The sequence below is a fragment of the Micromonospora vinacea genome (assembly GCF_015751785.1).
In the GTDB taxonomy this organism is placed as follows: domain Bacteria; phylum Actinomycetota; class Actinomycetes; order Mycobacteriales; family Micromonosporaceae; genus Micromonospora; species Micromonospora vinacea.
This window is the reverse complement of sequence record NZ_JADOTY010000001.1, coordinates 7,277,951-7,303,816: the sequence shown is the minus strand read 5'-3', so window position 1 is coordinate 7,303,816 and position 25,866 is coordinate 7,277,951. Positions and strand designations below refer to the sequence as shown.

Annotated in this window: 24 protein-coding genes; 13 read left to right on the top strand and 11 right to left on the bottom strand. The window is 72.0% G+C overall.

The features are described from left to right. Nucleotides 1-70 precede the first annotated feature (70 nt). The gene (locus tag IW249_RS33900; RefSeq protein WP_196924520.1) at nt 71-1,468 is read left to right on the top strand and encodes an MFS transporter; all 1,398 of its coding nucleotides are present in this window, start codon (nt 71-73) and stop codon (nt 1,466-1,468) included. A gap of 70 nt (nt 1,469-1,538) precedes the next feature. Then, entirely contained in the window at nt 1,539-2,048 is a 510-nt protein-coding gene (locus tag IW249_RS33895; RefSeq protein ID WP_196924518.1) for a hypothetical protein, read from the top strand. A 319-nt stretch (nt 2,049-2,367) separates the two neighbouring features. Here the strand turns inward: IW249_RS33895 and IW249_RS33890 are convergent, their stop codons facing one another. Next, a complete protein-coding gene (locus IW249_RS33890) occupies nt 2,368-3,900 on the bottom strand; it encodes a M1 family metallopeptidase (RefSeq protein WP_196924515.1) in 1,533 nt (510 codons plus the stop codon). A 145-nt stretch (nt 3,901-4,045) separates the two neighbouring features. On the opposite strand from IW249_RS33890, the gene IW249_RS33885 reads away from it, so the two are divergent. From IW249_RS33885 to IW249_RS34670, 3 genes are all read left to right on the top strand, one after another. Continuing rightward, a complete protein-coding gene (locus IW249_RS33885; RefSeq protein WP_307788800.1) occupies nt 4,046-6,742 on the top strand; it encodes a hypothetical protein in 2,697 nt (898 codons plus the stop codon). Nucleotides 6,743-6,839: 97 nt separating this feature from the next. Beyond that, nucleotides 6,840-9,368, top strand: a complete 2,529-nt coding sequence (locus IW249_RS33880; protein ID WP_196924513.1) for an FtsK/SpoIIIE domain-containing protein — start codon at nt 6,840-6,842, stop codon at nt 9,366-9,368. Nucleotides 9,369-9,370: 2 nt separating this feature from the next. Continuing rightward, on the top strand, nt 9,371-10,168 hold the full coding sequence (locus IW249_RS34670; protein ID WP_307788799.1) for a hypothetical protein: 798 nt from the start codon (nt 9,371-9,373) through the stop codon (nt 10,166-10,168). A 30-nt stretch (nt 10,169-10,198) separates the two neighbouring features. Here IW249_RS34670 and IW249_RS33870 read toward each other — a convergent pair whose 3' ends face one another. Continuing rightward, the gene (locus tag IW249_RS33870) at nt 10,199-10,756 is read right to left on the bottom strand and encodes a hypothetical protein (protein WP_196924511.1); all 558 of its coding nucleotides are present in this window, start codon (nt 10,754-10,756) and stop codon (nt 10,199-10,201) included. A gap of 315 nt (nt 10,757-11,071) precedes the next feature. On the opposite strand from IW249_RS33870, the gene IW249_RS33865 reads away from it, so the two are divergent. Continuing rightward, a complete protein-coding gene (locus tag IW249_RS33865) occupies nt 11,072-11,713 on the top strand; it encodes a hypothetical protein (protein WP_196924509.1) in 642 nt (213 codons plus the stop codon). Nucleotides 11,714-11,842: 129 nt separating this feature from the next. On the opposite strand, the gene IW249_RS33860 is transcribed toward IW249_RS33865, so the two are convergent. Genes IW249_RS33860 through IW249_RS33850 form a run of 3 tightly spaced genes read right to left on the bottom strand, consistent with a single transcriptional unit; the run spans nt 11,843 to nt 13,205 of the window. Further along, nucleotides 11,843-12,307: a hypothetical protein gene (locus IW249_RS33860; RefSeq protein ID WP_196924507.1), complete on the bottom strand. Its 465-nt coding sequence runs from the start codon at nt 12,305-12,307 to the stop codon at nt 11,843-11,845. Then, nucleotides 12,301-12,981 carry a hypothetical protein gene (locus tag IW249_RS33855; RefSeq protein WP_196924505.1) on the bottom strand — a complete coding sequence of 227 codons (681 nt, stop codon included), beginning with the start codon at nt 12,979-12,981 and terminating at the stop codon, nt 12,301-12,303. Before IW249_RS33855 ends, IW249_RS33860 begins: the two co-directional genes overlap by 7 nt. Beyond that, complete coding sequence (locus IW249_RS33850) at nt 12,978-13,205, bottom strand: hypothetical protein (RefSeq protein ID WP_196924503.1); 228 nt, start codon at nt 13,203-13,205, stop codon at nt 12,978-12,980. The genes IW249_RS33855 and IW249_RS33850 overlap by 4 nt, the downstream gene beginning before the upstream one ends. Nucleotides 13,206-13,476: 271 nt before the next feature. Here IW249_RS33850 and IW249_RS33845 point away from each other — a divergent pair, with 271 nt between their 5' ends. The 3 genes from IW249_RS33845 to IW249_RS33835 all read left to right on the top strand — a co-directional run bounded on the left by IW249_RS33845 (nt 13,477) and on the right by IW249_RS33835 (nt 14,872). After that, a complete protein-coding gene (locus IW249_RS33845; protein ID WP_196924501.1) occupies nt 13,477-13,695 on the top strand; it encodes a winged helix-turn-helix domain-containing protein in 219 nt (72 codons plus the stop codon). Nucleotides 13,696-13,804: 109 nt separating this feature from the next. After that, a complete protein-coding gene (locus tag IW249_RS33840) occupies nt 13,805-14,116 on the top strand; it encodes a DUF6244 family protein (protein ID WP_307788798.1) in 312 nt (103 codons plus the stop codon). Between the two features lie 306 nt (nt 14,117-14,422). Next, a complete protein-coding gene (locus tag IW249_RS33835) occupies nt 14,423-14,872 on the top strand; it encodes a hypothetical protein (protein WP_196924499.1) in 450 nt (149 codons plus the stop codon). 162 nt (nt 14,873-15,034) lie between these two features. Here the strand turns inward: IW249_RS33835 and IW249_RS33830 are convergent, their stop codons facing one another. The 4 genes from IW249_RS33830 to IW249_RS33815 all read right to left on the bottom strand — a co-directional run bounded on the left by IW249_RS33830 (nt 15,035) and on the right by IW249_RS33815 (nt 18,719). Next, nucleotides 15,035-15,445: a hypothetical protein gene (locus IW249_RS33830; protein ID WP_196924498.1), complete on the bottom strand. Its 411-nt coding sequence runs from the start codon at nt 15,443-15,445 to the stop codon at nt 15,035-15,037. A gap of 69 nt (nt 15,446-15,514) precedes the next feature. Beyond that, complete coding sequence (locus IW249_RS33825; protein WP_307788797.1) at nt 15,515-15,958, bottom strand: nitroreductase family deazaflavin-dependent oxidoreductase; 444 nt, start codon at nt 15,956-15,958, stop codon at nt 15,515-15,517. Nucleotides 15,959-16,160: 202 nt separating this feature from the next. Then, the gene (locus IW249_RS33820) at nt 16,161-17,147 is read right to left on the bottom strand and encodes an SEC-C domain-containing protein (RefSeq protein WP_196924496.1); all 987 of its coding nucleotides are present in this window, start codon (nt 17,145-17,147) and stop codon (nt 16,161-16,163) included. A gap of 105 nt (nt 17,148-17,252) precedes the next feature. After that, nucleotides 17,253-18,719: an MFS transporter gene (locus tag IW249_RS33815; RefSeq protein ID WP_196924494.1), complete on the bottom strand. Its 1,467-nt coding sequence runs from the start codon at nt 18,717-18,719 to the stop codon at nt 17,253-17,255. 221 nt (nt 18,720-18,940) lie between these two features. On the opposite strand from IW249_RS33815, the gene IW249_RS33810 reads away from it, so the two are divergent. After that, nucleotides 18,941-19,522 (top strand): TetR/AcrR family transcriptional regulator, encoded by a 582-nt coding sequence (locus IW249_RS33810; protein ID WP_196924492.1) that lies wholly within the window; start codon nt 18,941-18,943, stop codon nt 19,520-19,522. A gap of 41 nt (nt 19,523-19,563) precedes the next feature. Here the strand turns inward: IW249_RS33810 and IW249_RS35130 are convergent, their stop codons facing one another. Beyond that, on the bottom strand, nt 19,564-20,922 hold the full coding sequence (locus IW249_RS35130; RefSeq protein ID WP_196924491.1) for a pentapeptide repeat-containing protein: 1,359 nt from the start codon (nt 20,920-20,922) through the stop codon (nt 19,564-19,566). Nucleotides 20,923-21,125: 203 nt separating this feature from the next. On the opposite strand from IW249_RS35130, the gene IW249_RS33800 reads away from it, so the two are divergent. The 3 genes from IW249_RS33800 to IW249_RS33790 all read left to right on the top strand — a co-directional run bounded on the left by IW249_RS33800 (nt 21,126) and on the right by IW249_RS33790 (nt 24,730). Next, the gene (locus IW249_RS33800) at nt 21,126-21,920 is read left to right on the top strand and encodes a lipase family alpha/beta hydrolase (RefSeq protein WP_196924489.1); all 795 of its coding nucleotides are present in this window, start codon (nt 21,126-21,128) and stop codon (nt 21,918-21,920) included. A gap of 174 nt (nt 21,921-22,094) precedes the next feature. Then, nucleotides 22,095-24,311: a M48 family metalloprotease gene (locus tag IW249_RS33795; protein WP_196924488.1), complete on the top strand. Its 2,217-nt coding sequence runs from the start codon at nt 22,095-22,097 to the stop codon at nt 24,309-24,311. A 2-nt stretch (nt 24,312-24,313) separates the two neighbouring features. Continuing rightward, nucleotides 24,314-24,730 carry an effector-associated constant component EACC1 gene (locus IW249_RS33790; RefSeq protein ID WP_196924486.1) on the top strand — a complete coding sequence of 139 codons (417 nt, stop codon included), beginning with the start codon at nt 24,314-24,316 and terminating at the stop codon, nt 24,728-24,730. A 68-nt stretch (nt 24,731-24,798) separates the two neighbouring features. Here IW249_RS33790 and IW249_RS33785 read toward each other — a convergent pair whose 3' ends face one another. Next, nucleotides 24,799-25,671 carry an aldo/keto reductase gene (locus IW249_RS33785; RefSeq protein WP_196924484.1) on the bottom strand — a complete coding sequence of 291 codons (873 nt, stop codon included), beginning with the start codon at nt 25,669-25,671 and terminating at the stop codon, nt 24,799-24,801. Between the last annotated feature and the right edge of the window lie 195 nt (nt 25,672-25,866).

Genomic DNA, 25,866 nt, shown 5'->3' with positions numbered 1-25,866 from the left:
GACTGGCTGACTGCCGAACCGCGCCGCGATCGGTGTGAATGATCATGCTGCCGATCGTTGGAGGGTCGTCGTGGCCAGAGGTGCCACCTTCGCCGCGTTGCGCCACCGCAACTACCGGATCTGGGCGCTCGCCGGCTTCGTCTCCGTCATCGGCACCTGGATGCAGGTCCTCGGGGTCAACTGGTACGTCCTGAAGGAGACCGGCTCGGCGACCTCCATGGGCTTCGCCGTGCTGCTCCAGGCGGCGCCCACGTTGCTGCTCAGCGTCTGGGGCGGTGTGCTGGCCGACCGACTGCCGGCCCGCCCGCTGCTGATCGCCGCCCAGGTCGCCCACGCGGCGCTCGCCGCCGGACTGGCGGCGGTCGCCCTGACCGGGGTCGGCGGCCTGCCGCTGATCTTCGCGATCTCCCTGGCCACCGGTGCCGTCTCGGCGATCGAAGGCCCGGTGATGGGCCGCTGGGCCGCCAGCCTCGTCGACCGGGAGACGCTGGGCAACGCCCTGGCGCTCGGCTCGCTCACCAACTCCGCCGGCCGCATCCTCGGCATGAGCCTCGGTGCCGTGGTGGTGGCCGCCGTCGGCCCCGCCCTGCTCTTCGGCATCAACGCGGCCAGCTTCGCCGCCGTGGTGGTGGCGCTGTTCGCCGTACGCCCGGGAGTCGTGCCCGGTCTTCCGGTCCCGGACGGCGGACCGAACCGGGGCGGTGTCCGGGCCGGGTTCGCCTACCTGCGCGGGCAGCCGGTGCTGCTCCTCGCGCTCGCCCTGTCGTTCGTGCTCGGCAGCCTGGGCCGCAACTACCAGGTGACCATGGCCGCGATGAGCGACGGTCCACTGCACGGCGGCGCCTCCGGGTACGGCTTGCTCTCGACAGTGTTCGCTGTCGGAACGGTGGTGGGTGCGCTCGTCGCAGCCCGGCGGCGATCCCTGGGCTACCGGACGCTTGTCGTCGCGGGCCTGCTCGCCAGCGGGTTGCAGATCGTCGCCGGCCTCGCACCGGGCACCTGGAGCTTCGCCGCGGTGATCCTGCCGATCGCCGCCGCCGCAGTGGTGATCGACACCACGGTCGGCACCCGCGCCCAGCTCGACACCGACGGCGCGATGCGAGGCCGGGTGCTCGCCGCCCTGGCGGTCACCGGCTCGGTCTCCGCCGCGGTCGGCGCCCCGCTGCTCGGCTGGCTCGCCGAACACGCCGGCCCCCGGCAGACGCTCGTCCTCGCCGGAGCCGCCGCGGCGATCGCCACGACGGCGGCCGGCGTCGCCCTGGACCGGCAGCGTGACCGCGTGGCGACCCTCGCGCTGGTCGTGCCGCGACCCCGTCATCCGGTACGACGGGCGGCGTTCCGGGCCGCCCGCATCGTCCGGCCCACCGGCGCGGTCTGTGTCATCGCGCCCGCCCACGCCGGTGCGGCTCGCCCGGGACCGGTCCGGCTCAGGGAGTTGGCCACCGCCGGGCCGACGGCGAACCGCTGAGACAGCTGTCACCCCTCGGCGGCCCGCTTGCGGGACAGGGCGACACGAAGATCATCGTTACGCTGCGATCATGGAGATCGAGGAACGCCTACGGCGAACCCGCCGATGGCTGTGGATCGTGCTGATCGGGCTCTTCCTGAGCGGTGTCACAGCGTTTCCGCTGGAGATCGAGGTGCGCTGGCTGCTGCGCGCACTGGACCCGCTCGCCGGCCAGCTGCCCGCGCTGGTCGCCTGGATCGAGCGGGTGCACACCGGGCTCGTGACGGCCGGCGAGGACTACCCGTTCCTGCTCTACGGCACCGACTGGCTGGCCTTCGCCCACCTGGTGCTGGCGGTGGCGTTCTGGGGGCCGCTGCGTGACCCGGTACGCAACGTCTGGGTGGTGCAGGTCGGCATGATCGCCTGCGCGGGCATCGTCCCGCTGGCGCTGATCTGCGGCCCGATCCGGGACATCCCCTGGTTCTGGACGCTCGTCGACCTGTCCTTCGCGGTCGGGGCGTTCCCGCCGCTCTGGTTCGCGTACCGGCACATCCGCGCCATCGAGGCGAGCACGGCCGATGCGGCGACGCCGACGTCCTGAGCCATCCGACCTCTGCCCGATCTGCGCACGCTGTTCCGCGCTGGCACCGCCCCCGCTGCTGGCGACGGCCCCGTCGGTAGGCCAGCGACCGCTGTACGTCCTCACGTCCTTTGCTCTGCTTCAACCCAGGCAACGCCGCACGTCCGATATTCGGACAACCGATGTTGCGTCCGTTGAAGCAGAGCAAAGGACGTGCAAGGGCGGGACCCCCCCGGGTCGCAGTGATGATGGCGGCTGAGTTTGCTCCGGCAAGACCAGCGAGCACCGACGGAAGGGGCCGCCGCGTCAGCGACGGCCCCTCGTCGGTGCTGGCCTGCCTCTAGTGCGACATCAGGTGGTGGGCCTCGCGGATCTTCGCCCAGGACTTGGGCTCGGTCGGCGGGGCGGCCTTGCGGGCGGTGGTGGCCACGTCGGGCCGACCGGCGGTGAACAGCCAGGTGGTGAAGAGCTCGTCCAGGTCCAGTCCGGAGATCCGCTCGGCCAGGGCCTGGAACTGCTCGATGGTGCCGTTGCCGTACCGGCGCTCGGCGGTCCAGGTCGGCAGGATCTCGAAGAACGCGTCGTCGCCGACGGCCAGCCGCAGCTGGTGCAGGGTCATCGCGCCCCGGTCGTAGACGGCGTTGTCGAAGACCCGAGCGGCGCCCGGGTCACCGGGCAGCACCTGCCAGAACTCGTCGTCGGCCGGGTAGCTGGCGTAGGTGAAGTCGAAGACCTCCTGGGCGGTGCCCTCGCCCTGCTCCTCCGACCAGAGCCACTCGGCGTACGAGGCGAAGCCCTCGTTGAGCCAGATGTTGCGCCAGTCGGCCACCGAGACCGAGTCGCCGAACCACTGGTGGGCCAGCTCGTGCGTCACCACGTAGGTGTTGGCGCCGCGTCGCCAGAAGCCCGGCCCGTACACCGGTCGGGTCTGCGTCTCCAGGGCGAAGCTGATGCCGTCGACCGGCCCGGCCACGCCGCCCTGCGCCTCGAACGGGTACGGGCCGAAGATCCCGCTCTCCCAGTCGACGATCTCGGCGGTCCGTTCGATGCTGGCCCGCGCGGCCGGCCCGAGGGCGCCCAGCGAGGTGCTGTACGCGTTGATCACCGGCTGGCCGCTCGGGCTGGTGTCGGTGACGATGTCGTACTGGCCGATGGCCATGAAGGCCAGGTAGGTGGCGGTGGGGGAGGTGGTCCGCCAGATCCACCGGGTGCGGTTGCCGGCCTCGGCCAGCGGCGGTCTCGGCTGCACGCCGTTGCTGATCACCTCGACGCCGGTGGGCACCGACACCGAGATGTCGTAGGTGGCCTTGTCCAGCGGGTGGTCGTTGCTCGGGAACCACCACCACGCCGACTCGGGCTCGTTGACGGCGAGGGCGCCGTCGTCGGTACGCGTCCAGCCGGTGTAACCGTTGACCAGGGCTTCCGACGGGACACCGGAGTAGCGCACGACGATGGTGAGCTGTTGACCACGGGTCACCGTGCGGGCCGGAGTGACCACCAGCTCGTGCGCCCCGGCGGTGCTGGTGCTCGCCGCCCAGCCGTTGACCCGCACCGACTCCACGTCGAGCAGGAAGTCCAGATTGAACGTCGAGAGGTCCTGGGTGGCGGTGGCGAGGATGGTGGTGGTGCCGGTGAGCAGATCGGTGGCCGGCTCGTAGCGCAGCCGGACGTCGTAGTGCTCGACGTCGTACCCGCCGTTGCCGTAGTCGGGGAAGTAGCTGTCGCCCAGTCCGGGCGCGCCGGGTTGCGGCGCGGCGGAGACGACCGGACGGCCCCAGGCCGTCGGGGCGGCCTGGCCGGGGGTGCCGGCGAGCATGGTGCCGGCGGTGGTGAGGGTCAGGGCGGTGGTGGCCGCCGTGAGGACTCGTCGCACGGGGTGGACTCCCTCCATCGGGTGTTCGCCACGCCAACCTAATCGACAACTGTGAACGTCGCCGGCCCGCCACACCCATCGCCGATCGTCAGCCTCTGGCGTGCCTTGCACCGCAAGGTCACACTGTGTTGATCGGAGGTGACACGTGCGGCGCTCGGAGTTACCCAAGCGGGAGTTGATCGGCCAACGGCAGTCGACAGCGGGCCGGGAGCGGCTGCCAGCCGGCGGTTTGGAGTTGTTCGCGCTGCTCGCCCGGCTGCTGCGGCGACCCCATCGCGGTGACCGCCGGCTGCCACTGCTGTGGCTGGTCCGCTCCGACACCGCGGATCTGATGGTGCCGCTGCGCCGGTTCCTCGGCCAGGGCCCCCGGCGGCGGGTCCCGCACGCCGTGCTGGACGCCGACGTGCCGCCCGGCGCCGGGGACGTGCCGGCGCTGCTGCGCGAACTGCACCGGCAACTCTCCCTGGAGGCCTTCGGCGCGGCCCGACTGCGCTTCCGGCACTACCCGCTCGCCGACTGGCTGATGCAGCAGAGCCTCAGCCTGAGCATCGACGCCGACGACAGCCGCGCCGCGCTGGTCCGCCGGCTGCGCGACCGCAGGGGCCCGCGTACGCCGGAGGCGTTGCCCTCCGGCGGCGACGCCGTCAGCATCGTCTCGCAGGTGCTGCTCTGGCTGGTCCGACGGGCCGTGCCGGGGGTGGTCTTCCGGGCTGCCGTCTCCGGGCGGGTGCCGGTGCTCGGGCGGCACTACAACTGGTTCATGCGCCAGCAGTACCTGGCGCACCGGCAGTCGGTCACCTTCCTCGGCTTCGCCGAGCGCCTCACCGCGGGCTGGCGCGACGGGGAACAACCCGACCAGGTCAACAAGCTGCTGCTGCACGCGTTCCTGGAGGACCTGCGGCAGGCGTACCGGCGTCGGCCGTGGCGTCCGTCGGACTGGCGGCGCACCGCGTACCCGGCGCTGCTGATCGACAACGTCGCCCCCGGCAACGTCGGTGGGGAACTGGTCCGCCTGATCGGCGACGTCCGCACCGAGACCGGCCGCAACGACCCGCTGCTGATCGTCGCGTCCGGTGGGCAACCCCCTCCGGACCTGCCCGAGCCGCACCCGTTGACGGAGGCCGACGAGGCGTACGACGAGTGGGCCGGTGCGCTGCCGGAGATGCGGCGGCTGCGCCGCCCGGCCACCTGGCTGGTGGCGTTGCGTCCGGACGAGACCGACGCCGGCCCACCGTCCCGTGGCGGGCTGCGGCCCTTCTCCGCGCCGGATCCGCCGTGGTGGTCGCGGCGTTTCCTGCCGGCGGCGCTGTGCCTGGTGCTGGTGGCGGCGCTCGGTCTGTGGGTGGCCAGCCGGTGGGGGCCGGGGTGTCACCCCACCCTCACCGGCCAGGTGTCGGTCGAGGTGGTCGGCAGCGGTGAGTGTGTCGGCTACAGCGACAGCGCCGCGCAGGTGTTCAACAACGACCCCGGCCAGGATCGGCTGCGCACCGTCCAGGAGCGCATCTTCGCGCAGAACCGCGCCGCCGAGGAGGTCTGGCAGCGCAGCGACCGACGACGGCCCTTCCTCACCCTGGTCTACCTCGGCACCCTCACCGGCAACCGGACCCGCGCGGACGAGGAGTCGTACGTCTCCGAGCGCGAGGAGCTCGAGGGGATGGCCACCGCCCAGTACGCGTTGCTGAAGGAGTCGGCCGGCGCGGACGGCGCGGCGCTGTTGCGCATCGTGGTTGCCAACGGTGGCCGGCAGATGATCTACGCCGACCGGGCCGTGGCGATGCTCGCCGAACTGGCCCGGGACGACCCCACTGTGCTCGGGGTGGTCGGGCTGGTGGAGAGCCGCAGCAGCACCGCCCGCGCGCTGCGCGAGCTGAACCAGGTCGGGCTGCCGGTGCTGGCGCCCACCCTCTCCGCGGACAAGATGGACGCCAACTCCCGCCTCTACCTGCAGATCTCCGCGCCGAACAAGGACCAGGTGAAGCTTGTCGACGCGTACGCCAAGCAGGTGCTGAAGGTCAACGAGGCGCACGTTTTCTACACCACACTGGAGGGCAGCTCCCTCACCGAAGATCTCTACGTGGGCACCCTCGTCGACGGGCTCCGACAACAGTTCGGCCCCCGGATCACCCGCCTCGACGAGTGGCGCACCGGGCAGCGGCTGACCGACGAGTGCGGCTACCCGGGGCTGCTCTTCTACGCGGGTCGATGGTCCGAGTTCGACGGTTTCCTGCGGGCGCTGCGCGAGTGCGGCGGCAACCCGCCCCGACATCTCGTCGCCGATGACTCGGCCAACCGGTACATGGCCAACCCGGGGCTGCGCGCCGCCGCGCCCGGCAACCTGCCTGTCACGTACGTCTCCAAGGCGTCCCTGGCCACCTGCGCGGTGCTGCGGGCCGCCCAGGACCGGCGCGACGACGACGCCCGGGCCAGCTTCCTGTCCTGGATCCAGGCCGACGACCTGCTCGACCCGCCGCGCTGCCGGCCGGGCTCGGAGGAGCAGGTCGGCGAGCGGGTCAGTCTCTCCTACGACGCGTCGATGATGCTGGTCCGGGCTGTGGAGAGCCTCGCCGCCCGGCTGCACCACGCCAACCCCCGGCAACGATGGGAGCCGGATTCGGTCAACCCGGTGGGCGTGCACGCCGAGGTGCTCCGGCAGAACGCCGGGCAGGGCTACCCGGGGGTGGCCGGGCTGATCCGGTTCACGCCCGACTCGGGGGAGCCGGTCGACAAGCGGCTGGCCCTGATGCGGGTGGAGCAGGTGCCCGACGTGGCGAGGGCGCCGGTGGAGGTGTTCCGCTGCGGGGCGGCCGACGCGTCCGGTCCGGCGGCGTGCGGCCCCGCCTGACCCGTCCGGCGTGACACGTCCTCGCAGGACTGTCCGGGTGCCGCCGGTGTCCGTTAGGGTTCCTGGGACCAGGCGGCCGTGGCGTTGGGGGCAGAGGGTGGGCAGGCTCGCGTCGGCGTACGGGCAGGCGGTCAGCTCCCACCGGGCGGCTCGGGCGCATCTGGACACTGCCCGCAACGCACTGGGGGCGGCACCGACCGCCGCCGCGCCGGTCGGCGACGACCTGGTGACCGGCCTCGCCCGCCTCGGCGCTGCCCTGGCCACCCCCGCCCCGGGCGTCACACCGCTGACCGACGAGCCGACAGCGGTGCGGATCGGCGAGGCGTCCACAGCGGACGGCGCCTTTCCGGTGCTGGTCCCGCTCGGCGGCGGCCACCACCTGGCAGTGGACACCGACGCCCGCGACCCGCAGGTCGCCGGGCTGCTGCGGGCGCTGGTGCTGCGGCTGGTCGCCACCGCGCCGCCCGGTCAGGTCCGCGTCGCCGGCATCGACACCGCCGCGCTCGGCGCCACCTTCGGCCCGCTGCGCCCACTGCTCGACGCCGGGGTGCTCGACCCGCCGGCCACCAGCGACGCCGAGGTGGCCGCGCTGCTGGACGCCGCCGAGCAGCACGCCCGCGCCGCGCAACACGGTCAGCCCGCCGCCCGTCGCCTGTTGGTGGTGGTCGCCACCGCCGCGCCGCCGCCGCGCGAGCTGGCCCGGCTCGCCGCGCTCACCCACGCCGGCCCGGCCGCCGCCGTGTGCGTGCTGCTCGCCGGCCACCCGTCCCGGCTGCCCGGCGAGACCGCGCCGCCGCTGGGCGGCACCACAGCGGTGCGGCTCAACCAGGGGTACGCGCACGTCGGCGACCCGCCCGGCACCCCGTTCAGCGCCGACGGCAGCGGGCTCGCCGCGCCCGTCCTGCTCGACGGCGACCCGCCGCCCGCCTCGGTACGCGCGCTCGCCGAGCACCTCGGCACCGCCACCCGTCGCGCCGACGCGTTGCCCTTCACCGACCTGCTGCCCGAACGGCGCTGGGCCGAGTCCGCCGGCAACGGCCTGCGGACGGTGATCGGCCGGGCCGACGGCGCCGCGCTGACGCTCGCCTTCGACGACGCCACCCCGCACTGGCTGGTCGGCGGGCGCACCGGCGCCGGCAAGACCGTCTTCCTGCTCGACGTCCTCTACGGGCTGGCCGCCCGCTACTCGCCGGCCGAGTTGCAGCTCTACCTGCTCGACTTCAAGGAGGGCGTGAGCTTCACCGAGTTCGTGCCCACCGGCCGGGACCCGTCCTGGCTGCCGCACGCCCGTGCCGTCGGCATCGAGTCCGACCGCGAGTACGGTCTCGCCGTGCTGCGCGAGCTGCGTCGGGAGGCGCAACGCCGGGCCACCGCACTCAAACGGCACGGCGTCACCAAGCTCGCCGACCTGCCCCCTGACAATCCGCTGCCGCGCATCGTGACAGTCATCGACGAGTTCCACGTGCTGCTCGCCGGCAACGACACGCTGGCCCGCGAGTCCGTCGACCTGCTGGAGGAGTTGGCCCGCAAGGGCCGCTCGTACGGCATCCACCTGGTGCTCGCCAGCCAGAGCATGACCGGCATCGAAGCCCTCTACGGGCGGGCCGAGGCGATCTTCGGGCAGTTCGCGTTGCGGGTGGCGCTGCCCGGCGGTGGCGGAGTGCTCGACCAGCTCAACGCCGCCGCCGCGGCCCTGCCGGTCGGCTCGGCCGTGGTCAACACCGCCGCCGGCGCGGTCGGCGCCGACACCGTGCTGCGCTTCCCCGACGCGCACGCCGCCGCGGCGGACCTCGCCGCCTTACGCCACGAGCTGTGGCAGGCCCGCCCGCCGGGCTCGCAAGCACCGGCGGTCTTCAAGGGGTACGAGGCCGCACGGATCGAGGACGACCCGACCTTCGCCGGGTTGCGCCCCGGTGGCCGACGGCCGATGGCCCTGGTCGGCCGAACCGTCGACGTGCACGGCACCACCGCTCTGTTCCTGATGGACACCACGCCCGGCCGGCACCTCGCCGTGGTGGGCACCGCACCGACCGGCGCGGACGTGCTGCGCGCCGCGACGATCAGCCTGGCCCGACAGCACACCCCCGGCGACGCCCGGTTCCACATTGCCTGCCTGGTCACCGTCGCCGACCCGGTCGCCGACGACACCGAGACGCTGCTGCGGGCCGCCGGGCACCCGGTGCAGCGCCTCGACGCGGCCGGGCTGCGCGACCGGATCACCGCGCTGGCCGCCGAGCCCGCCGGCCGCGAATACCTGGTGGTGTTCGGCATGGACGCCGCCGCGCCCGTTCTCGGGGCCACCGACCCCGGCACCTTCCGCTCCGGCCTGGACGACCTACGGACCGTCCTGCGCCAGGGCCCCGGGCACGGGGTGCACCTACTCGGCTGGTGGCGGGGGCTGCGCCGGCTCGCCGACGACCTCGGCGGCACGCAGAACCGCGACGACGTCGCCTGCCTGGTCGCGCTCAACGTGCCCGGCGCCGAGCTGGCCCTGCACCTCGGAGCGCACGACCTGACCTACACGCCCCGCCCCGACCGGGCGCTGCTGATCGACCGGCACGACCAGCGCACCCGGCTGATCGTCCCGTTCGTCGGCGACGGGCCCGAGCCGGACGGGGAGCGGTGACGGTGTCCTTCGAGGAGTACGCGGCGCTGGCCCGACAACTCTCCGCGCAGCACCGCGCCGGGGAACAGCACGCCGCCGCCGAGTCCGCGCGCCGCCGCGACCTGCACGCCGCCGTCGACTACCTCCAGCAGCGGCTGAGCGCCCAGGGGCAGCGCCTCGACCAGCTCGGCCGAGCCATCGGCATCGACCAACCACCTCCTGCCCCGGCCCCTCCTCCCACCCCACCCGGATCCGGGGACGGCGGACCCGCCGGCGCAGCCGGCGCGCCGGGGCGGGCGGACGTCGGGGCGTACCCCCAGCTGCCGGCGGGGGAGGCGCGGCTGGCGCTGCCGACGGCGGTGAGCCCGGCGGGCGGCGGGGTGCCCGCGCAGCGCTCGGCGGCGGCCGACCCGGCGGTGGAGTTGGAGCTGGCCCGGCGGATGGCCGACGAGGCCGACCGGCACGGCCAGCAGGCGGAGTTGCTGGCCCAGCGGCCCGCGCTGCTCCCGACGTGGTCGCCGCTGGCCCGCGCGGTAGCCGTCTACGCCGGGTGCGGGGCCGCCGCCGGGGTGCTCGTGCTGATCCTGGTGCTCGCTTCCGGGGTCGGCCTGGTGGACGGGTTCACCCTCGGCGCGTGGATCTGCGCGGGGTTGCCGGCCGTGGCGTTCTTCGGTGGGTACCTGGTGCTGGGCCGGTGGGGGCGGCCCGCGATGGTCGCCGGCACCCCGCCGCGATACCTGCCGCTCGGGTTCCTGATCTGCTTCCTGCTGGTGCCGATGGCCTACTGCGCGTACCTGCTGATGGTGCGCGGCCTGCGCTGACGGTGCGGCTGGCCGGCTCGGGCCGACCGGCTAGTCCAGGTGGTAGGTGATGCTGCCGGCGTCGCTGAACCTCTGCTCGGCGCCGCTGTTCGAAGGGCTGAAGACGCGGCAGGCGCAGCCGTCGACGGGCCGCCCCGCCGACGCTTCGGCGTAGTACCAGACCTGACCCAGCTGGGCCTTGAACGTCCGACTGGTCCGTGCTGGCACCTCGACCGCCCGGTGCGGTTCGCACTGAGCGTCGAAGAGCCACAGCACGTACGGCTCACTGGCCGCCGAGGCGGTGCCGCGCACCGGTTCACCCCACCGGCCCTCGGGGATGTCCCGTTGGAAGTACGCCACCGCTTCCTGGCCCTTGGTCCTGGCGATGCACGCCCGGTCGAGAGGTGCCCGAGATTCCAGGGTCGGGTTGGGCGCGCCCGGCGCCGATGACGATGACTGGAGGCTGCTGAGGATGCTCTGCCCGTCACCGGTCGCGACGGAGACGACGAGCAGGAGGGCGAGCAGCCCGATGAGACCGCCGGACAGGCCAATGGCGGGAGCCCGGCGACCACTGCCAGCCGATGTCGTGTCTGTCCTCTGAGCCGTCACGCCACGTCACCCCCGTTGCCAGCGGCCACCGAGTCTATGAGGCTTCGCGCTCCGGCATGGTCCCGAGCCTCGGCAACACGGTCTGTCGTCCGTTGCTCCACTGTGTTCGCTTGCCTCGCAGTCTGCGGCGCTGGGCACCACACCTCCCGGCCGTCCACCGTGTTCGGTCCCGTGCCGTAGTCTCGCGCCCCGAGCGCAGTCGGTGCGCAGTCCGCCTGCCGAGGTCTGGATCATCACGCCTCGACGTCTCGCGAGCGGTAGGTCGAAAGGTTGGTCAGGGAATTGCAGGGACAGACGTCCACCCAGGTTGAGCCGATGCCGGCAGGCGGCGGGATTGCCGTTTCGCCGGTCAACGCCGATGCTGCCGCAGGCACGACGCCTCGCTCCGAGCCAGGGCTGTCGGTCGTCGCCGCATCGCAGCAGGCCGGCCCGGGCGCTGTGGTCGCGGGCTTCGGGCTGATCGCCGTCGGCGCCGTCGGCGGCTGGATGATCTGGCGCAGCGGCGCCTCCGCGGCGAAGATCCAGCCCGAGGACACCACTGGCGTCTTCCTCACCCTGTTGGTCTTCGCCGCAGCTGTCGAGCGGATCCTCGAACCGTTCTCGCGGTGGCTGCCGGGGCGCGCCGCCGAGGCTGCGCTGTCCCGGACGGTGGCCGACGTGACCGGTCGGGTCGACGGCCTCACCGAGGCCGACCGCGAGGCGGTCGCCGTGGCCACCGCCAAGGTCGCGCGGGCAAAGGCCAACCGCACCATCGTCGCGTGGGGTCTCGCCAGCGGGTTGGCGACCGTGGCGTCCAGCGCCGGCGGGTTCTACGTTCTGCACGCGGTCGCCGGCGGCGACTGGAACGGGGTGGCGGTCTGGGTCGACGCCGTCGTGACCGGCGTGATGGTCGGCAGCGGCACCAAGCCGTTGCACGATCTGATCACCCGGGCACAGAACGGCCCGCCGTCGGCGTAGTTGGGCTGTTGTGGCCTGTCCCGGCCGCCGCCGGGCGTGATCCACTCGGTTTCATTGAAGTCGGGGTATCCGCGCCAGTGGGATACCCCGACTTCAGCTATCCCGTGTCGATCTTCGACCCGGTTGCGCTCACTGCCGCGCCGGTTCGCCTACCTGCTGGGGATCCGCATCGTGCGCCGTGTCATCGGCAGCGAGTGCGGCGGCCACGAGAACGTCGTCGAGTTCGCGGTCGGTGAGACCTTCGTCTTCGAGCAGGCCGAGCAGCAGCACCGTCCGCGCGACGATCGCCGCCACGTCGTGGGGCACCGGCGGACGCTCGCCGAGCGCCGCCCACACCAGCGCCTCGGCGAGCACCGGGTCGACGTCGCGCCCGGTCGCGTCGTAGCGTTCCCGAGCGGACGCCACGAAGCGGATCACCGGCGCGCGATCCTGCCCCGCGACGAACCGCCGCCGTACCGCCACCAACAACGCACCGGCGAGCAGGTCCGCGTACCGCCGCCAGTCCGACTCGGCAAACCGACCCAGCCGGCGTTCGTGGCCGCGCAGCCGCCCGGTCAGCAGGCCGCGTAACGCCGCGTGCGGGTCGGTCACCATCGTCGCCTCCTGATCATCGTGAGTGCTCTCCGGTGTGCGCGTGACCTGGTCAGACGATGCCGCCGGGTCACCAGCGCGCTCGCCGCCCGGCAGCCGCGAGCGATCACTTCGGCGCTGCCGGCGTCGCTGGCCCTGCCGTTGTCGCTGTCGTGATCGGCGTCGCTGTCTTGGTCGGCGGCGTTGTCGCGGCTGGTGGGCTGGGGCAGCGCGGGCGGTGCCGCCACCGAATGGCCGGTCAGTGCCGCCACCGAACGCTCGATCCGGCGACCGCCGACCGCGAGCCGGGCAACGACCAGGTCCAACCGGGTGATCGCCGCCGCGAGGTGCCGGGCCGCGACCACGTCCGCCACTTCCCGGGTACGCCGCAGCCGGTCCTCGGTCGCGCCTAGCCGCCAGCGGACCCGAGCGGCCAGAGTGGCGGCCCGGTCCGCGTCGAACCGAGCGGCGTGCAAACCGGCGAGCAGGTCCCCGACCGAGCCTCCCGGTGACTGCCGATCGGCGGCCAAGCCGGCGTAGACCAGACTCAACGCCCGCCAGCACTCCGTGACCGCGTCCTGCCAGGGCAACGGCCGACCGGGCGGCCCCGCCCCGTGCAACTGCGCGCCCGCCCGATCGGCAGCGGAGATGGTCGCCAGCCAGGCGGTCCGCAGGTCGTCCACGGCATCGGTGCTCATTCGCCCGCCTCGGCACTGGACTTGACCAGCAGGGCGAAGCGCACATCGGCACAGGGGTAGTCGACGCCGCACTCGCACAACCAGCGACGGACCACGCGGGGCGGATGGGCAAAGAGGACGTCGTCGGCGTCCTCGACGTCCTGATCGGACACGAGGCGATGGCGTTGCTCGGGTAAAGCTTGGGCTGGTGGGTCGGCGGGGCATTCGTCGGGTCGATCGGGCATCGGGGGCTCCCGTCTGGTCGTCTCCTAGCTGCTCACGGCTCTTGCGTCGGGGCGGCGTGCGGGCACGCCCCGGCACGCCCGGCCGAACGGGGGGACCGACGACCGGGCGCTTCCTGCGCGGTGGGAACGAACCAGCTCCGGGTTTGCAGACCAGGGAGCCGGTCGATTCGAACTTTGTCACACTAGTCTGTACAAGTCAACGACAGACTAGTCCGTTCTTGTACTGAGTAGTTGGGTGTGATCAAATGGCGGTGCAGACCAGGGAGACGACATGCCCGCCAAGCCCAAATGGGCGCAGCTCGCGGACCATATCCGAGAGCAGATCGCGTCCGGTGAACTCGCCCCAGGTGACAAGCTGCCATCCACCTCCCAGCTTCGTGTTGAGCACAACGTCTCGGCTGGCGTGGTGCGGCAGGCGATTCTCGTCCTACAGACCCAAGGCCTTGTCGAAGGCGTTCACGGGCTGGGTGTCTTTGTCGCTGAGCATTGAGCAGTTGCGGTCCCCTAAGTGGCTTGAGTTTGAGGGATCTGCTGCTCTCGTCGTGACGAGAGAGCGATCACGCGGTCGCGCTGGGTGCGCGAATCTCGTACGCTCCCATGTGGTCTCCGCTGTGGTGGAGGCGATGGTCGATCACGGGGAGGTGCGCGTGAGCGCAGCACAGATCATCGCGAGGTTGGCGGCGGCGTCGCAGAAGCTGGACGAGGCGAAGGCCAAGACCGCAGCGGCAGCACAGGACGCGGCCGAGGCGCGGGCACTCGTTGCGGGCGCGCTGGAAGGCGTAGCCGCTGGTCCGCTGGTCGGCATGATCGACTCTTACCGTCAGGCGCTCGCGCAGGCGTCCCAGGGTGGCGACCCGGCCAAGCAGCATGTGCAGGAGACGATCGCCAAGGTCCGAGCGCTGGGAAACTGACCACGGGTGGTGGCAGCGCAATCCACCAACCACCCTTGACGGTGAAACCAGTCATCAGGTCTGCGGTCCCTCGACGGCTCCATAGAACGAACCGAAACCAGGCAGCGCCGCCGGCACCGCGCCGCCAGCACCTCAGCAGCGAGTCGATCGGGTGGTGGACCTCGGCCACGGCTGCGGCGTACGCGAGTTTCCAGGAATTCTTGCCAACGACCGTCAAGGCGGTTGCGGGTACTCTGCTGGCTGCTGCTGCCGCAGCCGGATCTTTTAAGGCGTGGAGAGCGAAGCACCGAGACGGAGGGCCGGGCCGTGAAGATCAATGAGCAGGTAGAGGCTCAGGTCAGAGCTGTCCTGGATGCTGCTGTTCACCGTGACTCCGACAGATTCGACAGCGCCTTGGACGCCTTGAGTGTCAGTCAGGAGACGTTGACCAAGGCGGTCGAGCTGACGCTGGCCGTGAACGCCGCTGTTCTGTTCGAGGTCCACGATGGCCTGCCTTCAACCCACGAGATCAACGAGATCTCTCGCAACATCGGTCAGCAGGAACGATGGGCCGAGGTCTCCGCACAGGACGTACATGCCGTCCTGTCCGCGGTGACGACGGGCAAGCTGCCACGACTTGCGAACACTGCGAGCGGCGTGAGTGTCGTATTCGTTGTCGCAGCCAATCTCCTCGCCACAGCCTCTCAGCCCGATGAGGGGGAGTGGTGGTTCAACTACCTGGACAAGGTGGAGGCCGCGATTGAGGCGGCCGGCTGACAGGCGTGCCTGATCCGATCACCGCGGCCAGGTTCGGCTGTTCGCTCCGGAGGCAGTGATCAGGTGATGAAAAGTAGGTTTCGGAAGTGGGTCTGACCTACTTCTCATCACTTGATCATCGGATTCCCCCGTCGGCGGTCAGCGGCAATGGGTCGGCCGCTCTCAGCGGGTGATGCGGAACGTCTGCTCGAAGGTCGGGTAGTCGCAGACGTCCTGGTTGCACAGTTCGAATCCGCCGCTGATCAGTGCGACACCCTTGTGCAGGACCAGCCCGCCGCCCTCCACCCATGCTCGCCCGGTCACGGCCTGCGGCTCGCCGGTGCAGCTGTTGAGGGGCGCCCAACCGCCCGCGTAGGCGACCCTGTCGCCCGACCGCTGCCGGACGATCAGCTCCGTCGCGCCGGACAGGCCGGCTGGGCAGGTCACGGTGAGGGTGATGTCCACGGCGACGCCGCGCGCGACAAGGGTCGCTGAGGTGACTTCTACGCTGCTAGCCGCGCTGGCCGGCGTCGGTGCCAGTACGACGGAGAGTGACAGCCCGAGCAGTGCGATGGTGGTGATGATGCGGCGCACGACGGTCCTCCTTGCCGGAGTGGGGTGCTTACCTGCCGTCACCCTAGCCCTCAGCAGCCATGAGGGACATCAATCGCCTTCGATGACGACGACCGGGATCTCGCGGTCGGTCTCCTTCGCGTAACGGGCGTACGTTGGGAAGACCTTCGTCATCACCGGCCACAGCCGGGCGCGCTCCTCGCCGGTCGCGGTCCGGGCCTGACCCGTGATCCGCTCCGCGCCGACCTGGATCTCCACCGTCGGGTCGGCGTTCAGGTTCAGGTACCAGGCGGGGTGTTTGGCCGCGCCGCCGTTGGATGCCACCAGCAGGTAGTTGTCGCCGTCGCGCCCGTACATCAGGGCCGTGCGGCGCAGCGTGCCCGATCGGCGTCCGCGGGTGGTGAGCAGCAGCGAGGGTACGCCGTGGAAGGTGCCCCCGTCGGCGCCGTCGGTCCGCACGTAGCGCCGGATGTGGCTGGCGACCCAGCCGACCGGGCTGTCCTCGACCGTCTCGTGCTGCTCGTGTGTGGTCACGCCATCGCCTCCATCGTCGAGCCCGGACGGTCGAACGGGGTGTCGATCATACGCGGGCCTTATGCGCCGGCCGGCGCTCAAGAGGGTGCTGGCGGTTGTGGTCGAACGTGATGCCTGTGAGTCATCTTGATGACTCACAGGCATCAGGCTCTCCAGGGACATGGCCTCCCGGGGCCGCAGGGACCGAGCCGGCGGGGGAGGGTCAGCCGCGCGAGCGGGGTAGGCAGCACTTCTTGTACTTGGCGCCGGATCCGCACCAGCAGGTGTCGTTGCGGCCGGGCGGCCAGGCGGTCACGCCGGCCTCGTCGAGGCTGTCGGCGTACTCGTCGAGGGTTTCCTCGCTGGTGGGGTCACCTCCGGTGCGTTCGGCGAAGGCCGCCAGGTCGGCGACCGTGCCGACGACCACCCCCAGGTCGGCGCCGCCGATCCCGGAAGCCTCGACGAGGGCGCGTTCGAGCTGGGTGCGGTGCTCGTCCCAGGTGGCGGGGTAGCTGTCGACGAGAGCGGGCCAGCGCAGCAGCAGGGCGGTGAACTCCGCCTGCGGCCAGAACAGCAGCGTCGCCGGGCCGTCGTCGAGGGCGTCGAGCGCGTGGGTGCTCGCGGCGCGCAGCCGGTCGGCGAGGTTGTCGTATTCGTCGTGGGGGAGGCCCTGCTCTTCGCGCAGGTCGTGCCGCTGCTGGGCCAGGCCGTAGATCATGGCGGCGGCCTCGTCCTGGGCGTCCTCGGACGCGTGCTGCTGGGTCCGGGTCCGTTCCAGGATGGCGTCCAGTGCCCCGGTGAGCCACTCCAGCGCCGTGTCGGTGCGGCCGGACTCGGCCAGCTCGTCGATCACGTACGTGGCCGCTGGGTCGGTCTCCAGCAGCGGACGCAGTGCGGTCAGCTCGGCCATGCCCTCGTCGGAGCGGCCGAGGCGCAGCAGCAGACCGCCGCGCACCGCGCGGGCGTACGCGTTGTCGTCCGGCTGCTCGGCGATGGCGCGGGTGGCCAGGGCGAGCGCGTCGGCCAGGTCGCCGGCCTGCTCCAGGATGTCCACGGCGACCAGCAGGGCGTACCCGGTGTCGTCGGGGTCCGCGACCCGCCCCTCGTCGACGGCGCCCACCAGTTCGGCGACGAGCGCGGCCGGGTCGGGGCTCTTGAGGCCCAGGGAGCCGATCTCTTCGATGCGGTCGGCGGTCAGCAACTCGGACATGGGCGCATCCTGAAAGACGACGGACGGTGGGTGGGGGAGCGGCCAGCGTACTCCTGGACATGCCGCAGCCCGGGCGGTGAACCGCCCGGGCTGCGACACGTTCCCTCAGCGGGTCGCTGGCATGGTGGCGAACTCGCCGGCTAGCTCCGACTCGACGATCGTCGTGGCGGACGGCCGGCGACCGGCCGACGCCCGCCGGGTGGACGGGACGGCGAGGGCCGCGAGCGCGGCGGCCAGGGCGATCGCCGTGAGGACGAGAAACCCCATGGTGAAGCCGGCCTCCCGGGGCAGGCCGTTGGCCTGCGGGTGCGCGGTGATCACGCCGCTGACCACGGCGGCGCCGATCGCGCCGCCGATGGTGCGGATGTTGGCGTTCATGCCGGTCGCCACGCCGGTCTGGCTGGCGGGCACGCTGGCGACGATCAGGTTGGCCATCGACGCGAAGGCCAGGCCGATGCCGAGGCCGACCAGGCCACCGGCGATGGCGACCTCCCAACGGGTGTCGTGCGCGGTGGCGAGCATCGCGGAGGCGGCCACGTTGAACGTGGCGCCGGTGGCGAGCTGCGCCTTGGCGCTGAAGACCGCCTGGAGCCGCCCGGCGACGAGGCCGGCGACGAACATCGCGACGAGCATCGGCAGCATGAGCAGACCGGCCTGGCTGATGCTGGCGCCGAAGCCGTAGCCGGCGATGGTCGGGGTCTGCAGGAACTGGGGAAGGAACGCGTACACGGAGAACATCGACGCGCCGTAGAGCAGGGCGACCAGGTTGGTGGTCCAGACGCCGGGCAGGCGCATCATCCGCATGTCGATCAGCGGGTTGGCCGAGCGCACCTCGGCGACCAGCCAACCGGCCAGCAGCACCACGGCCAGCGCTAGCAGACCGAGCACCCGGGTGGAGGTCCAGCCCCAGGTGGCGCCCTGGCTGATCGGCAGCAGCAGCGCGACCAGCCAACCGGAGAGCAGCAGTGTGGCGCGCCAGTCGATCCGACCGGGGGTACGGACCGGCGACTCGGGCACGAACAGGTGCGCGGCCACGGCGGTCAGCCCGACCACGACCATCGGGATCCAGAACAGCCAGCGGTAGTCCAGCGTGCTGACGATCGGGCCGGCCAGCACGATGCCCAGGCCACCGCCGACGGCGACGATGGCCGAGATGGCGGCCACCGCGGTGGAGACCCGTGCGGCCGGGAACTCGTCGCGGATGATGCCGAACGACAGCGGGAAGACCGCTCCGCCGATGCCCTGGACGACCCGGGCGAGGATGAGGACGCCGATGTTCGGCGCGATGGCGGCCAGCAGGCAGCCGAGGGCGAGGGCGGCGAGCGAGACGACGAGCATCCGCTCCTTGCCGACCATGTCGCCGACGCGTCCGAGGATCGGGGTGAAGATCGACGCGCTGAGCAGGTAGGCGGTCAGGACCCAGGTCACTGTGTTCTGGGAGGTGTGCAGGTCCTGCTGGATGGTCGGCAGCACTGGGGTGATCAGCGACTGGAGCATCGCGAAGAACCCGGCGCCGGCCGCGAGCACGGTGAAGGTGAGCCGACGCGAGCCGCGTCGGGAGGTCACTGCCACGAGAGAAAACTCCCTGATTACGTACGGGAATGAAGGCTTGTCGCCCGTCGTCTGCGACGGGTGGTTTGTCGGGCCCGGGCGATCGGGGTGGCCAGGCGGCGATCGGGCGGGGTCCCGAGGTAAGCTAACCGGAGGCAGGCCTCCGGGATTCCGGAGGGGTGCCTCCACTAAGCTAGCGGAGGGGTGCCTCCGGATGCAACCAGGGTGAGGTGACGCACGTCATGACCAGCGCGGGGCAGGCGCCCGAGGTCTTCGCCCAGCGGCCCAAGCGGGCCGACGCGCGGCGTAACTACGACGCCCTGATCACGGCGGCGCGCGAGGCGTTCGCCGAGAACGGGGCTGCCGCCTCCCTGGAGGACGTGGCCCGTCGGGCCGGCGTGGGCATCGGCACGCTCTACCGCAACTTCCCGACCCGGCGGCACCTGTTCGAGGCCGTCTACGTCGAGGAGGTCCGGGAGCTGTGCCACTCCGCCGAAGGTCTGGCCGAGCTGCCACCGTGGGACGCGCTCGTCGCCTGGCTGCACCGCTTCGTCGCGTACGTCGCCACCAAGCGGGCGCTCGCCGAGCAGTTGCTGCGAGACTCCGAGATCTTCACCAGCTGCCGCACGGAGATCTTCTCGGCCGGTGAGCCGCTGATGCGTCGCGCGCAGTCCGCCGGTGTGGTCCGTGACGACATCGGCTTCGACGACGTGGTGCGGCTGATCAGTGGCCTCACCATGGCCCAGTTCCCATCACCCGAGCAGCGTGACCGGGTGCTCGGCGTGGCCCTGGACGGCCTGCGCCCGCCAGCCGCGTCGCGCTGACGCCCCAACCTGCCGCGTCGCGCTGACGCCTGTTCGGCCGGTCAGCAGTCGACCAGCAGCAGCCACTCGTCGTCGAGGGGTTCTGCCGTCGTGCCCGCCGGCCAACGGTGACCGGGATCGGTCACCGCCCGGGCCTGCTCGACCTGGGGTGGCCGGCTGAACTGTGTGTCGCGGAAGCTGGCCATGCCGTGGAACCGGGCCCGGCCGAAGTTCGCGGCGTCGACGAAGCGGGCCCTGTCGAATAGCGCCTCCGCGCCGAACACCGTCCAGCGGAACAGTGCCATGTTCGTGAAACGGACGGAGTGGAAGCCGGCCGACCGGCCGAACTCGGTGTGCTCCATCGACAGGGCGCCGTCGAAGACGGCCTCCCGGAACGTGGTGGTGTCCTCGAAGCGGGTCGCGTCGAAGCTGGTCGGCTGACCGAAGGTCACCCGGCGGAATGAGGTCGGGCCGGCGAAGCTGGCACGCCGACAGGACAGGCCGTCGGAGAACGCGGCGTCGTCGAAGCTGGCCGTACCGCCGACGCGAACGCCGTCGAGAATGACCTCGCCGTCGGCCGCGAGCCCCTCGAAGACCACGTCGCCGAAGGTCGCCGCCCCGAGCAGCAGACGCCCGCGCGCCGTCGCGCCCGCGAAGGTGGTCGTACCGGTGAACGCCGTCTCGGTGAAGTTCGCGTCGACCAGCGTGCAGCCCGTGGCGTCGAAGTCGACGAGCGCGGCACCGGTCAGGTCCAGCACTACCTCCGGCCAGTGGGCCGCGTCGTCCGCGCGCAGGTGCCGGGTGAGCACGCGCTGCGCGCTGCGCCGGACCTCCGTCTCGCGCGGATCGCCGTCGGGCGCCGGCATTCGGAGGTACGCGCAGAGCACCGCCGCAATCGTCGGGCGCTGCCCCGGATTGTCCTGGCCGAGGCGCTCCAACGCGTGCAGGCCGCCGAGGCGTACCGCCGCGCTGTCGTTGCCGAGCAGCTCGACCGCCCGGGTGTAGAGCTCGGTCAGCCGACGCTCCGCCGCGTCGTGTTCGGCGGCCCCGGACTGCCGGTCCTGGTGGCGCTGCGCGGCCTCGGCCACCGTCTCGGCGTGCGCCTGCACCCGGTCGCGGTGTACCTGGTCCCGGGCGGCGACGCTCTCCTGGTGCCGCTGCGCGCGTTCGGCGATCCACTGGCGGCGGGCGGCGAGCAGCAGCGCGAGCCCTCCGCCGGTGCCGGCGACGACGGTCAGTCCGGTGCGGATCGCGTCGATGCGCAAAGTGGCGCGGGTGTCCGGTTGGCTCGCCCGGTCGGCCTCGGTGAGCAGCAGATCCAGCACCAGCCAGCCCAGGGCGACGGCGACCAGCAGGCCGACCAGGACCAGCCACCACGGCATCACCCGCAGCTCGCGCTCGGTGGGTTCGTCGACAGCCACGGCCACAGCATGCCAGCCACCGTCGGTGTCCGATATGGAGCGTGGCGGTATGACCGTTTACGCCCCCGCCGGAACAACGGGTTACCGGCGCGTAACAAGTCATTGACGTTTCTAAATTGTTGCGGGGATGATCGTCGCACGGTCGACCGGAACCCCCACCCACCTGCCCGGTTCGCCGGGTGCCTCCCCCCGGAGGTGCAGCCATGCTGCTCCGAAAGACCGCCCTCGTCCTGGCCCTCGCCACCGCCGCGCTGCTCGCGTCCGCCGCCACGGCGACCGCCGCCCCCGCCTCTCCCGTCCCGGCCACCGCCGCCCCCACGGCACCCTTGGCCGCCGCGGCGGCCAACCCCGTCATCGTGGTCGGCGGGCTCAGCGGCATCGCCGTCGCGTACGAGCCGATCGCCGCCCGCCTACGCGCCGACGGCTACCGCACCTTCATCTACCAACTGCCCGGGCTGGGCCTCGGCGACATCCCCACCTCGGCCCGCGCGTTCGCCGGCTACGTCAACCAGGTACGCGCCAGCACCGGCGCGGCGACAGTGGACGTCGTCGCCCACTCCGAAGGGGGCCTGGTCAGCCGGTACTACCTCAAGCGGCTCGGCGGCACCGCCACCGTCGGCCGGTACGTCAGCCTGGGCACACCGCAGTACGGCACGTACGTCGCCAACATTGTGGCGTTCCTGGGCCTGGGCAGCTGCGCCGGCGTCGTGGCCTGCCAGCAGATGACCATCGGCTCGGCGTTCCTCGCCGACCTCAACGCCGGCGACGACACCCCGGGCGCCGTGCGCTACACCACCATCCGCACCTTGCAGGACGAGCTGGTCCGGCCGACCGGAAACGCCGCCGTCAACGACGGTGCGACGAACGTGCTGATCCAGGCGTACTGCCCGCTTCGGGTGGTGGGGCACCTCGGTCTGGTGCTCGACGGCACGGCGTACACCATCGTGCGGGGCGCCCTGGTCGACGGCCCGGTGCGACCCAACTGCCTAGCGCTCTGACCAGCTCCGGTGCGGCGGTCCCGGAGGGGACCGCCGCACCGGACCCGCGACGCTGAGTGTCGGGTGCGCGACGATCCTCCCGAACGGTGTGGCAGACATCAGATGTCCTCGATAGCCTGCTCCGGCTGTCCATTCCCGACAGTGGACGCCATCCTCCGAGAAGGAGCAGCGCTCATGACCGAGCCGCCCACAGTGCCGCCGGAGAACACCCCGCCGACCGTGCCGCAGCTCGACGTCCGGGCCGCCCAACCGCCGTCGGCCGACACCCCGCCGCCCACCGGCGGGTTCGCCGACCGCCCACCGGGCTACCCCAGCGCGCTGGTCTGGCTGCGCGCCGGAATCCTGCGGGACTGGCGCGGCGTGCTCGGCGCGTTCGTCGCCACCTGGTTCTACCTGCCGGTCGCGCTGCTCCTGGCGTTCTGGGGCGGTCTCCTGTTCGGCATCGTCGGGCTCTTCGCCGTCGGGACCGGCGCCGACGACCAGGTGCCCCAGGTGCTGCGCGACGCCCCGCTGATCGGCTCCCTGGTCGAGGCGTTCCTGACCCGCTCCGGCGGGCTGCTCGGCGGCGTGGCCGGCTTCGCCATCGGCTTCCTGGTCGGCTTCCTCGCCGTGCTGGCCCTGCCCTGGATGGGCGTCGCCGACGAACCCTTCGCGCTGCTCACCGGCCTGATCGGCACTGTCATCGCGGCGGCGCTGATCGGGGTCCTCTACACGCTCTACCGGGTGCTGCTCGAACCACGCCTGCTGGTCGTCTCGGGTGCGCGCCAGCCCAGCCGCCGCGAGTACGCGCGCCTGCGCCCCATGCTCGACGACTGCGCCCGACGGCTCGGCCTGCCCAGCGTGCCCCGACTGCTCATGGAGGACGACCCGGTAGTGAGCAACGCCCGGACGTACGCCCGGCACGTGGTGGTCACCACCGCCGTGCTGACCGAACCGGACGACGAGGTGGCCGCGCTGCTCAGCCACGAACTGGTGCACTGGCGCACCGGGGACGAGATCACCAGCGCCTTCGTCCGCGGCGTCGGCCTGCCGCTGACCCTCGCGCACGCCCTGCCGACCTGGCTGATGCGGACGTTCCCGCACCCGGGCACCAACTTCGTGGTCTTCGTGTTCTTCTGGCCGATCCTGCTCACCATGCGGTACGTGGTGCTGCCACTGCACGCCCGCGACGTGCGGGCGGCCGAGTACCGGGCCGACCTCGGCGCGGTGCTCACCGGGCACGTCGACGGGCTGCGACGCATCCTGGAACGGCGGCTGTCCTTCGAAACCGGGCGCAGCGGCTGGGACGAGGCGGTCTGCGCCACACACCCGCCGCACGAGCTGCGGCTCGACGCTCTGGAGCGGGCGTCGCTGGCCGGCGCGCCCGACGGGGCGGCCCAGCCCGTCACCGTCGATGGGCTGTTCAACTCCGCCGGCCCGGTCGGCACCCGCCGCACCTGGCTGCTGGTCGGCGCCCTCACAGTGGTCGCCTGCCTCGGCACCAGCGGGCTCGGCGTGGTGCAGTGGGCGTTCTTCCGGCCCCAGGCGGCGATCGACGGCTACTTCTCCGCGCTCGCCGACCGGGACAGCGAGGCCGCACTCGGCTACCTGACCGGCCAGGGCAGCGACACCGACACCAAGCTGCTCGCTCAACTGTTGCGCGGCAAGGGCTACCAACCGCCGACCGACGTCGAGATCAGCTCGTTGGAGCGCGACGGCGACAGCGCCACCGCCACTGTGGCGTACCGGCTGGGTGACGTGCGGGAGACCACCACCCTCACCCTGTTCCGCACTGGCGAGACCACTGCCGGGTTGTTCCACGGCTGGCGGGTGAGGGGTGGGCCGATCCCGCTCAACACCGTGATCGCCGACCCCGGGGTACGGCTCAACGGTGTGGAGTTGCCGGTCGCCACCGAGGGTCCGCGACTGGTGCTGCTGCCCGGCGGCTACACCGCGACCGGCCCGTCCAGTGCGCTCAGCGAGACGCCGAGCGCGACAGTGCTGGTCGGCCCGGGGGAGACCGCCGCCGTCCTGCAACTGGCCCCGGTGCTCAAGCCGGCGGCGATCGAGGCCGTCGAGGCCCGCGTACGCGTCTGGTTGGACGAGTGCGCCAAGCAGACGGTCGCCGCCCCGCCGGGCTGCCCGTTCCGCTACTACGGCGGCTCCACGCAGAAGGTCACCTGGAAGATCCTGGAGTACCCGAAGCTCGCCGTCGAACTCACCGGCCCGAACAGTGCGCAGGTCTCCACCCCGTACGAGACCCAGGGCAAGGTGCAGGTCAGCGGCACCACCACCTACTTCGGCGGCAGCTCACCGTTCAAGGACGAGGACGGGTTGAGAGTGACCGGCGTCGCCACCGCCGACGGGGACACCGTGACCTTCCGACCTGCCGCCGACTCATCGGGAGACTGACAGTGACCGACAGCGATACCGCAGCCCGGCTGCCCGTCCGGCTGACCATCAACCCCCGGCAGCGTCAGCCGTCGTCGGTCGACCTGCTGACCTGGATCCACCGCCACCCCGAGTACCGGCCGGTGGTCCGGGCGTCCGGTGGCGGCGGGGGCCGGCCGGGGTTCAGCGACGCGGTGATCATCGCGGTGCTGGCCCAGGGACTGCTTCCGGGACTGTTCAACCTGTTGCAGTCCTGGGTCGACCAGCAGCGCACCGAGGCCAGCATCCGGATCCAGACCGGGGATGCCGAGGTGGAGTTGCAGGTGAGCGGGCGGACCGACTCCGCTCGCCTGCTGGCCCAGGCGACGGAGGCGCTGCGCGCCGCCCGGGAGCCCGGTCCGGAGCCTGGTTCCGCGCCCGGTCCGGACGCCGCCGGCTGAACCGACGGCGTCCGGGATCTCCGGGTTCAGGCACCGCCGGGTGACCCGACGGCGTCCGGAGCGGCGGGTCAGCTCGCCTTGGCGAGCGCCTCGAACTCGTCGTCGGTGAGCCGCACGTCGGCGGCGCCCACGTTCTCCTCCAGGTGCGCTACCGAGGACGTACCGGGAATCGGCAGCATCACCGGCGAGCGGCGCAGCAGCCAGGCCAGCGCGAGCTGCGCGGGCGACGCGCCGTGCGCGTTGGAGATGGCGTCCAGCGGGCCGCCCGGGCGGGCCAGCTCACCGGTCGCGATCGGGAACCACGGGATGAACGCGAGGTCGTTGCGCTCGCAGAACTCCAGCACGTCCTCGGCGCTGCGGTTGGCGAGGTTGTACAGGTTCTGCACCGACGCGATCGTGGTGATCGCCCGGGACTCCTCGATCTGCGCGACGCTCACCTCGGACAGCCCGATGTGCTGGATCTTGCCTTCCTCGCGCAGCAGGGCCAGCTCACCCAGCTGGTCGGCGAGCGGCACCTTCGGGTCGATCCGGTGCAACTGGTACAGCGGGATGCTGTCCAGGCCGAGGTGACGCAGGCTCAGCTCGCACTGCTGGCGCAGGTACTCCGGGCGGCCCAGCGCCCGCCAGTCGCCGGGGCCGGAGCGGCTCAGCCCGGCCTTGGTCGCGATCACCAGGTCGTCGGCGTACGGGTGCAGAGCCTCCCGGATCAGCAACTCCGACACGAACGGCCCGTACGAGTCGGCCGTGTCGATGAACGTCACGCCCAGCTCGACCGCGCGGCGCAGCACGCGAACCGCCTCGGCCGGGTCCTTCGGGTCACCCCAGACACCCGGGCCGGTGATCTGCATGGCCCCGTAGCCGAGCCGGTTGACGGTGACGTCGCCACCGATCCGGTACGTGCCGGACGCCTTCGCGGGCTGCTCACTGATATTTGTCGCCATTGCCCGATCCCCAATCGTCTCGTCGTGGCGGGCGTGGACAGCGCGGGCGTGAAGAGCCCACCCGCCACTGATGGATCATCCCCCGGAACCCCGCCCTCATGCCGCTGGTCGGCCGACTGTGGGCGCGGACACCCCGTCGGCGCGTCGAGCCGAGTTGCCGGGAAGCGCCCGGTACGACAGGGGTGTCCGTGCGAC

Excerpts from the sequence above, each read along its gene's own strand:
- IW249_RS33865 (WP_196924509.1), top strand. The coding sequence starts at position 11,072 with ATGCCGGCAGGCGGCGGGATTGCCGTTTCGCCGGTCAACGCCGATGCT.
- IW249_RS33895 (WP_196924518.1), top strand. The coding sequence starts at position 1,539 with ATGGAGATCGAGGAACGCCTACGGCGAACCCGCCGATGGCTGTGGATC.
- IW249_RS33795 (WP_196924488.1), top strand. The coding sequence starts at position 22,095 with ATGACCGAGCCGCCCACAGTGCCGCCGGAGAACACCCCGCCGACCGTG.
- IW249_RS33810 (WP_196924492.1), top strand. The coding sequence starts at position 18,941 with ATGACCAGCGCGGGGCAGGCGCCCGAGGTCTTCGCCCAGCGGCCCAAG.
- IW249_RS33785 (WP_196924484.1), bottom strand. The coding sequence starts at position 25,671 with ATGGCGACAAATATCAGTGAGCAGCCCGCGAAGGCGTCCGGCACGTAC.
- IW249_RS33820 (WP_196924496.1), bottom strand. The coding sequence starts at position 17,147 with ATGTCCGAGTTGCTGACCGCCGACCGCATCGAAGAGATCGGCTCCCTG.
- IW249_RS33850 (WP_196924503.1), bottom strand. The coding sequence starts at position 13,205 with ATGCCCGATCGACCCGACGAATGCCCCGCCGACCCACCAGCCCAAGCT.
- IW249_RS33800 (WP_196924489.1), top strand. The coding sequence starts at position 21,126 with ATGCTGCTCCGAAAGACCGCCCTCGTCCTGGCCCTCGCCACCGCCGCG.
- IW249_RS33855 (WP_196924505.1), bottom strand. The coding sequence starts at position 12,981 with ATGAGCACCGATGCCGTGGACGACCTGCGGACCGCCTGGCTGGCGACC.
- IW249_RS33860 (WP_196924507.1), bottom strand. The coding sequence starts at position 12,307 with ATGGTGACCGACCCGCACGCGGCGTTACGCGGCCTGCTGACCGGGCGG.
- IW249_RS33845 (WP_196924501.1), top strand. The coding sequence starts at position 13,477 with ATGCCCGCCAAGCCCAAATGGGCGCAGCTCGCGGACCATATCCGAGAG.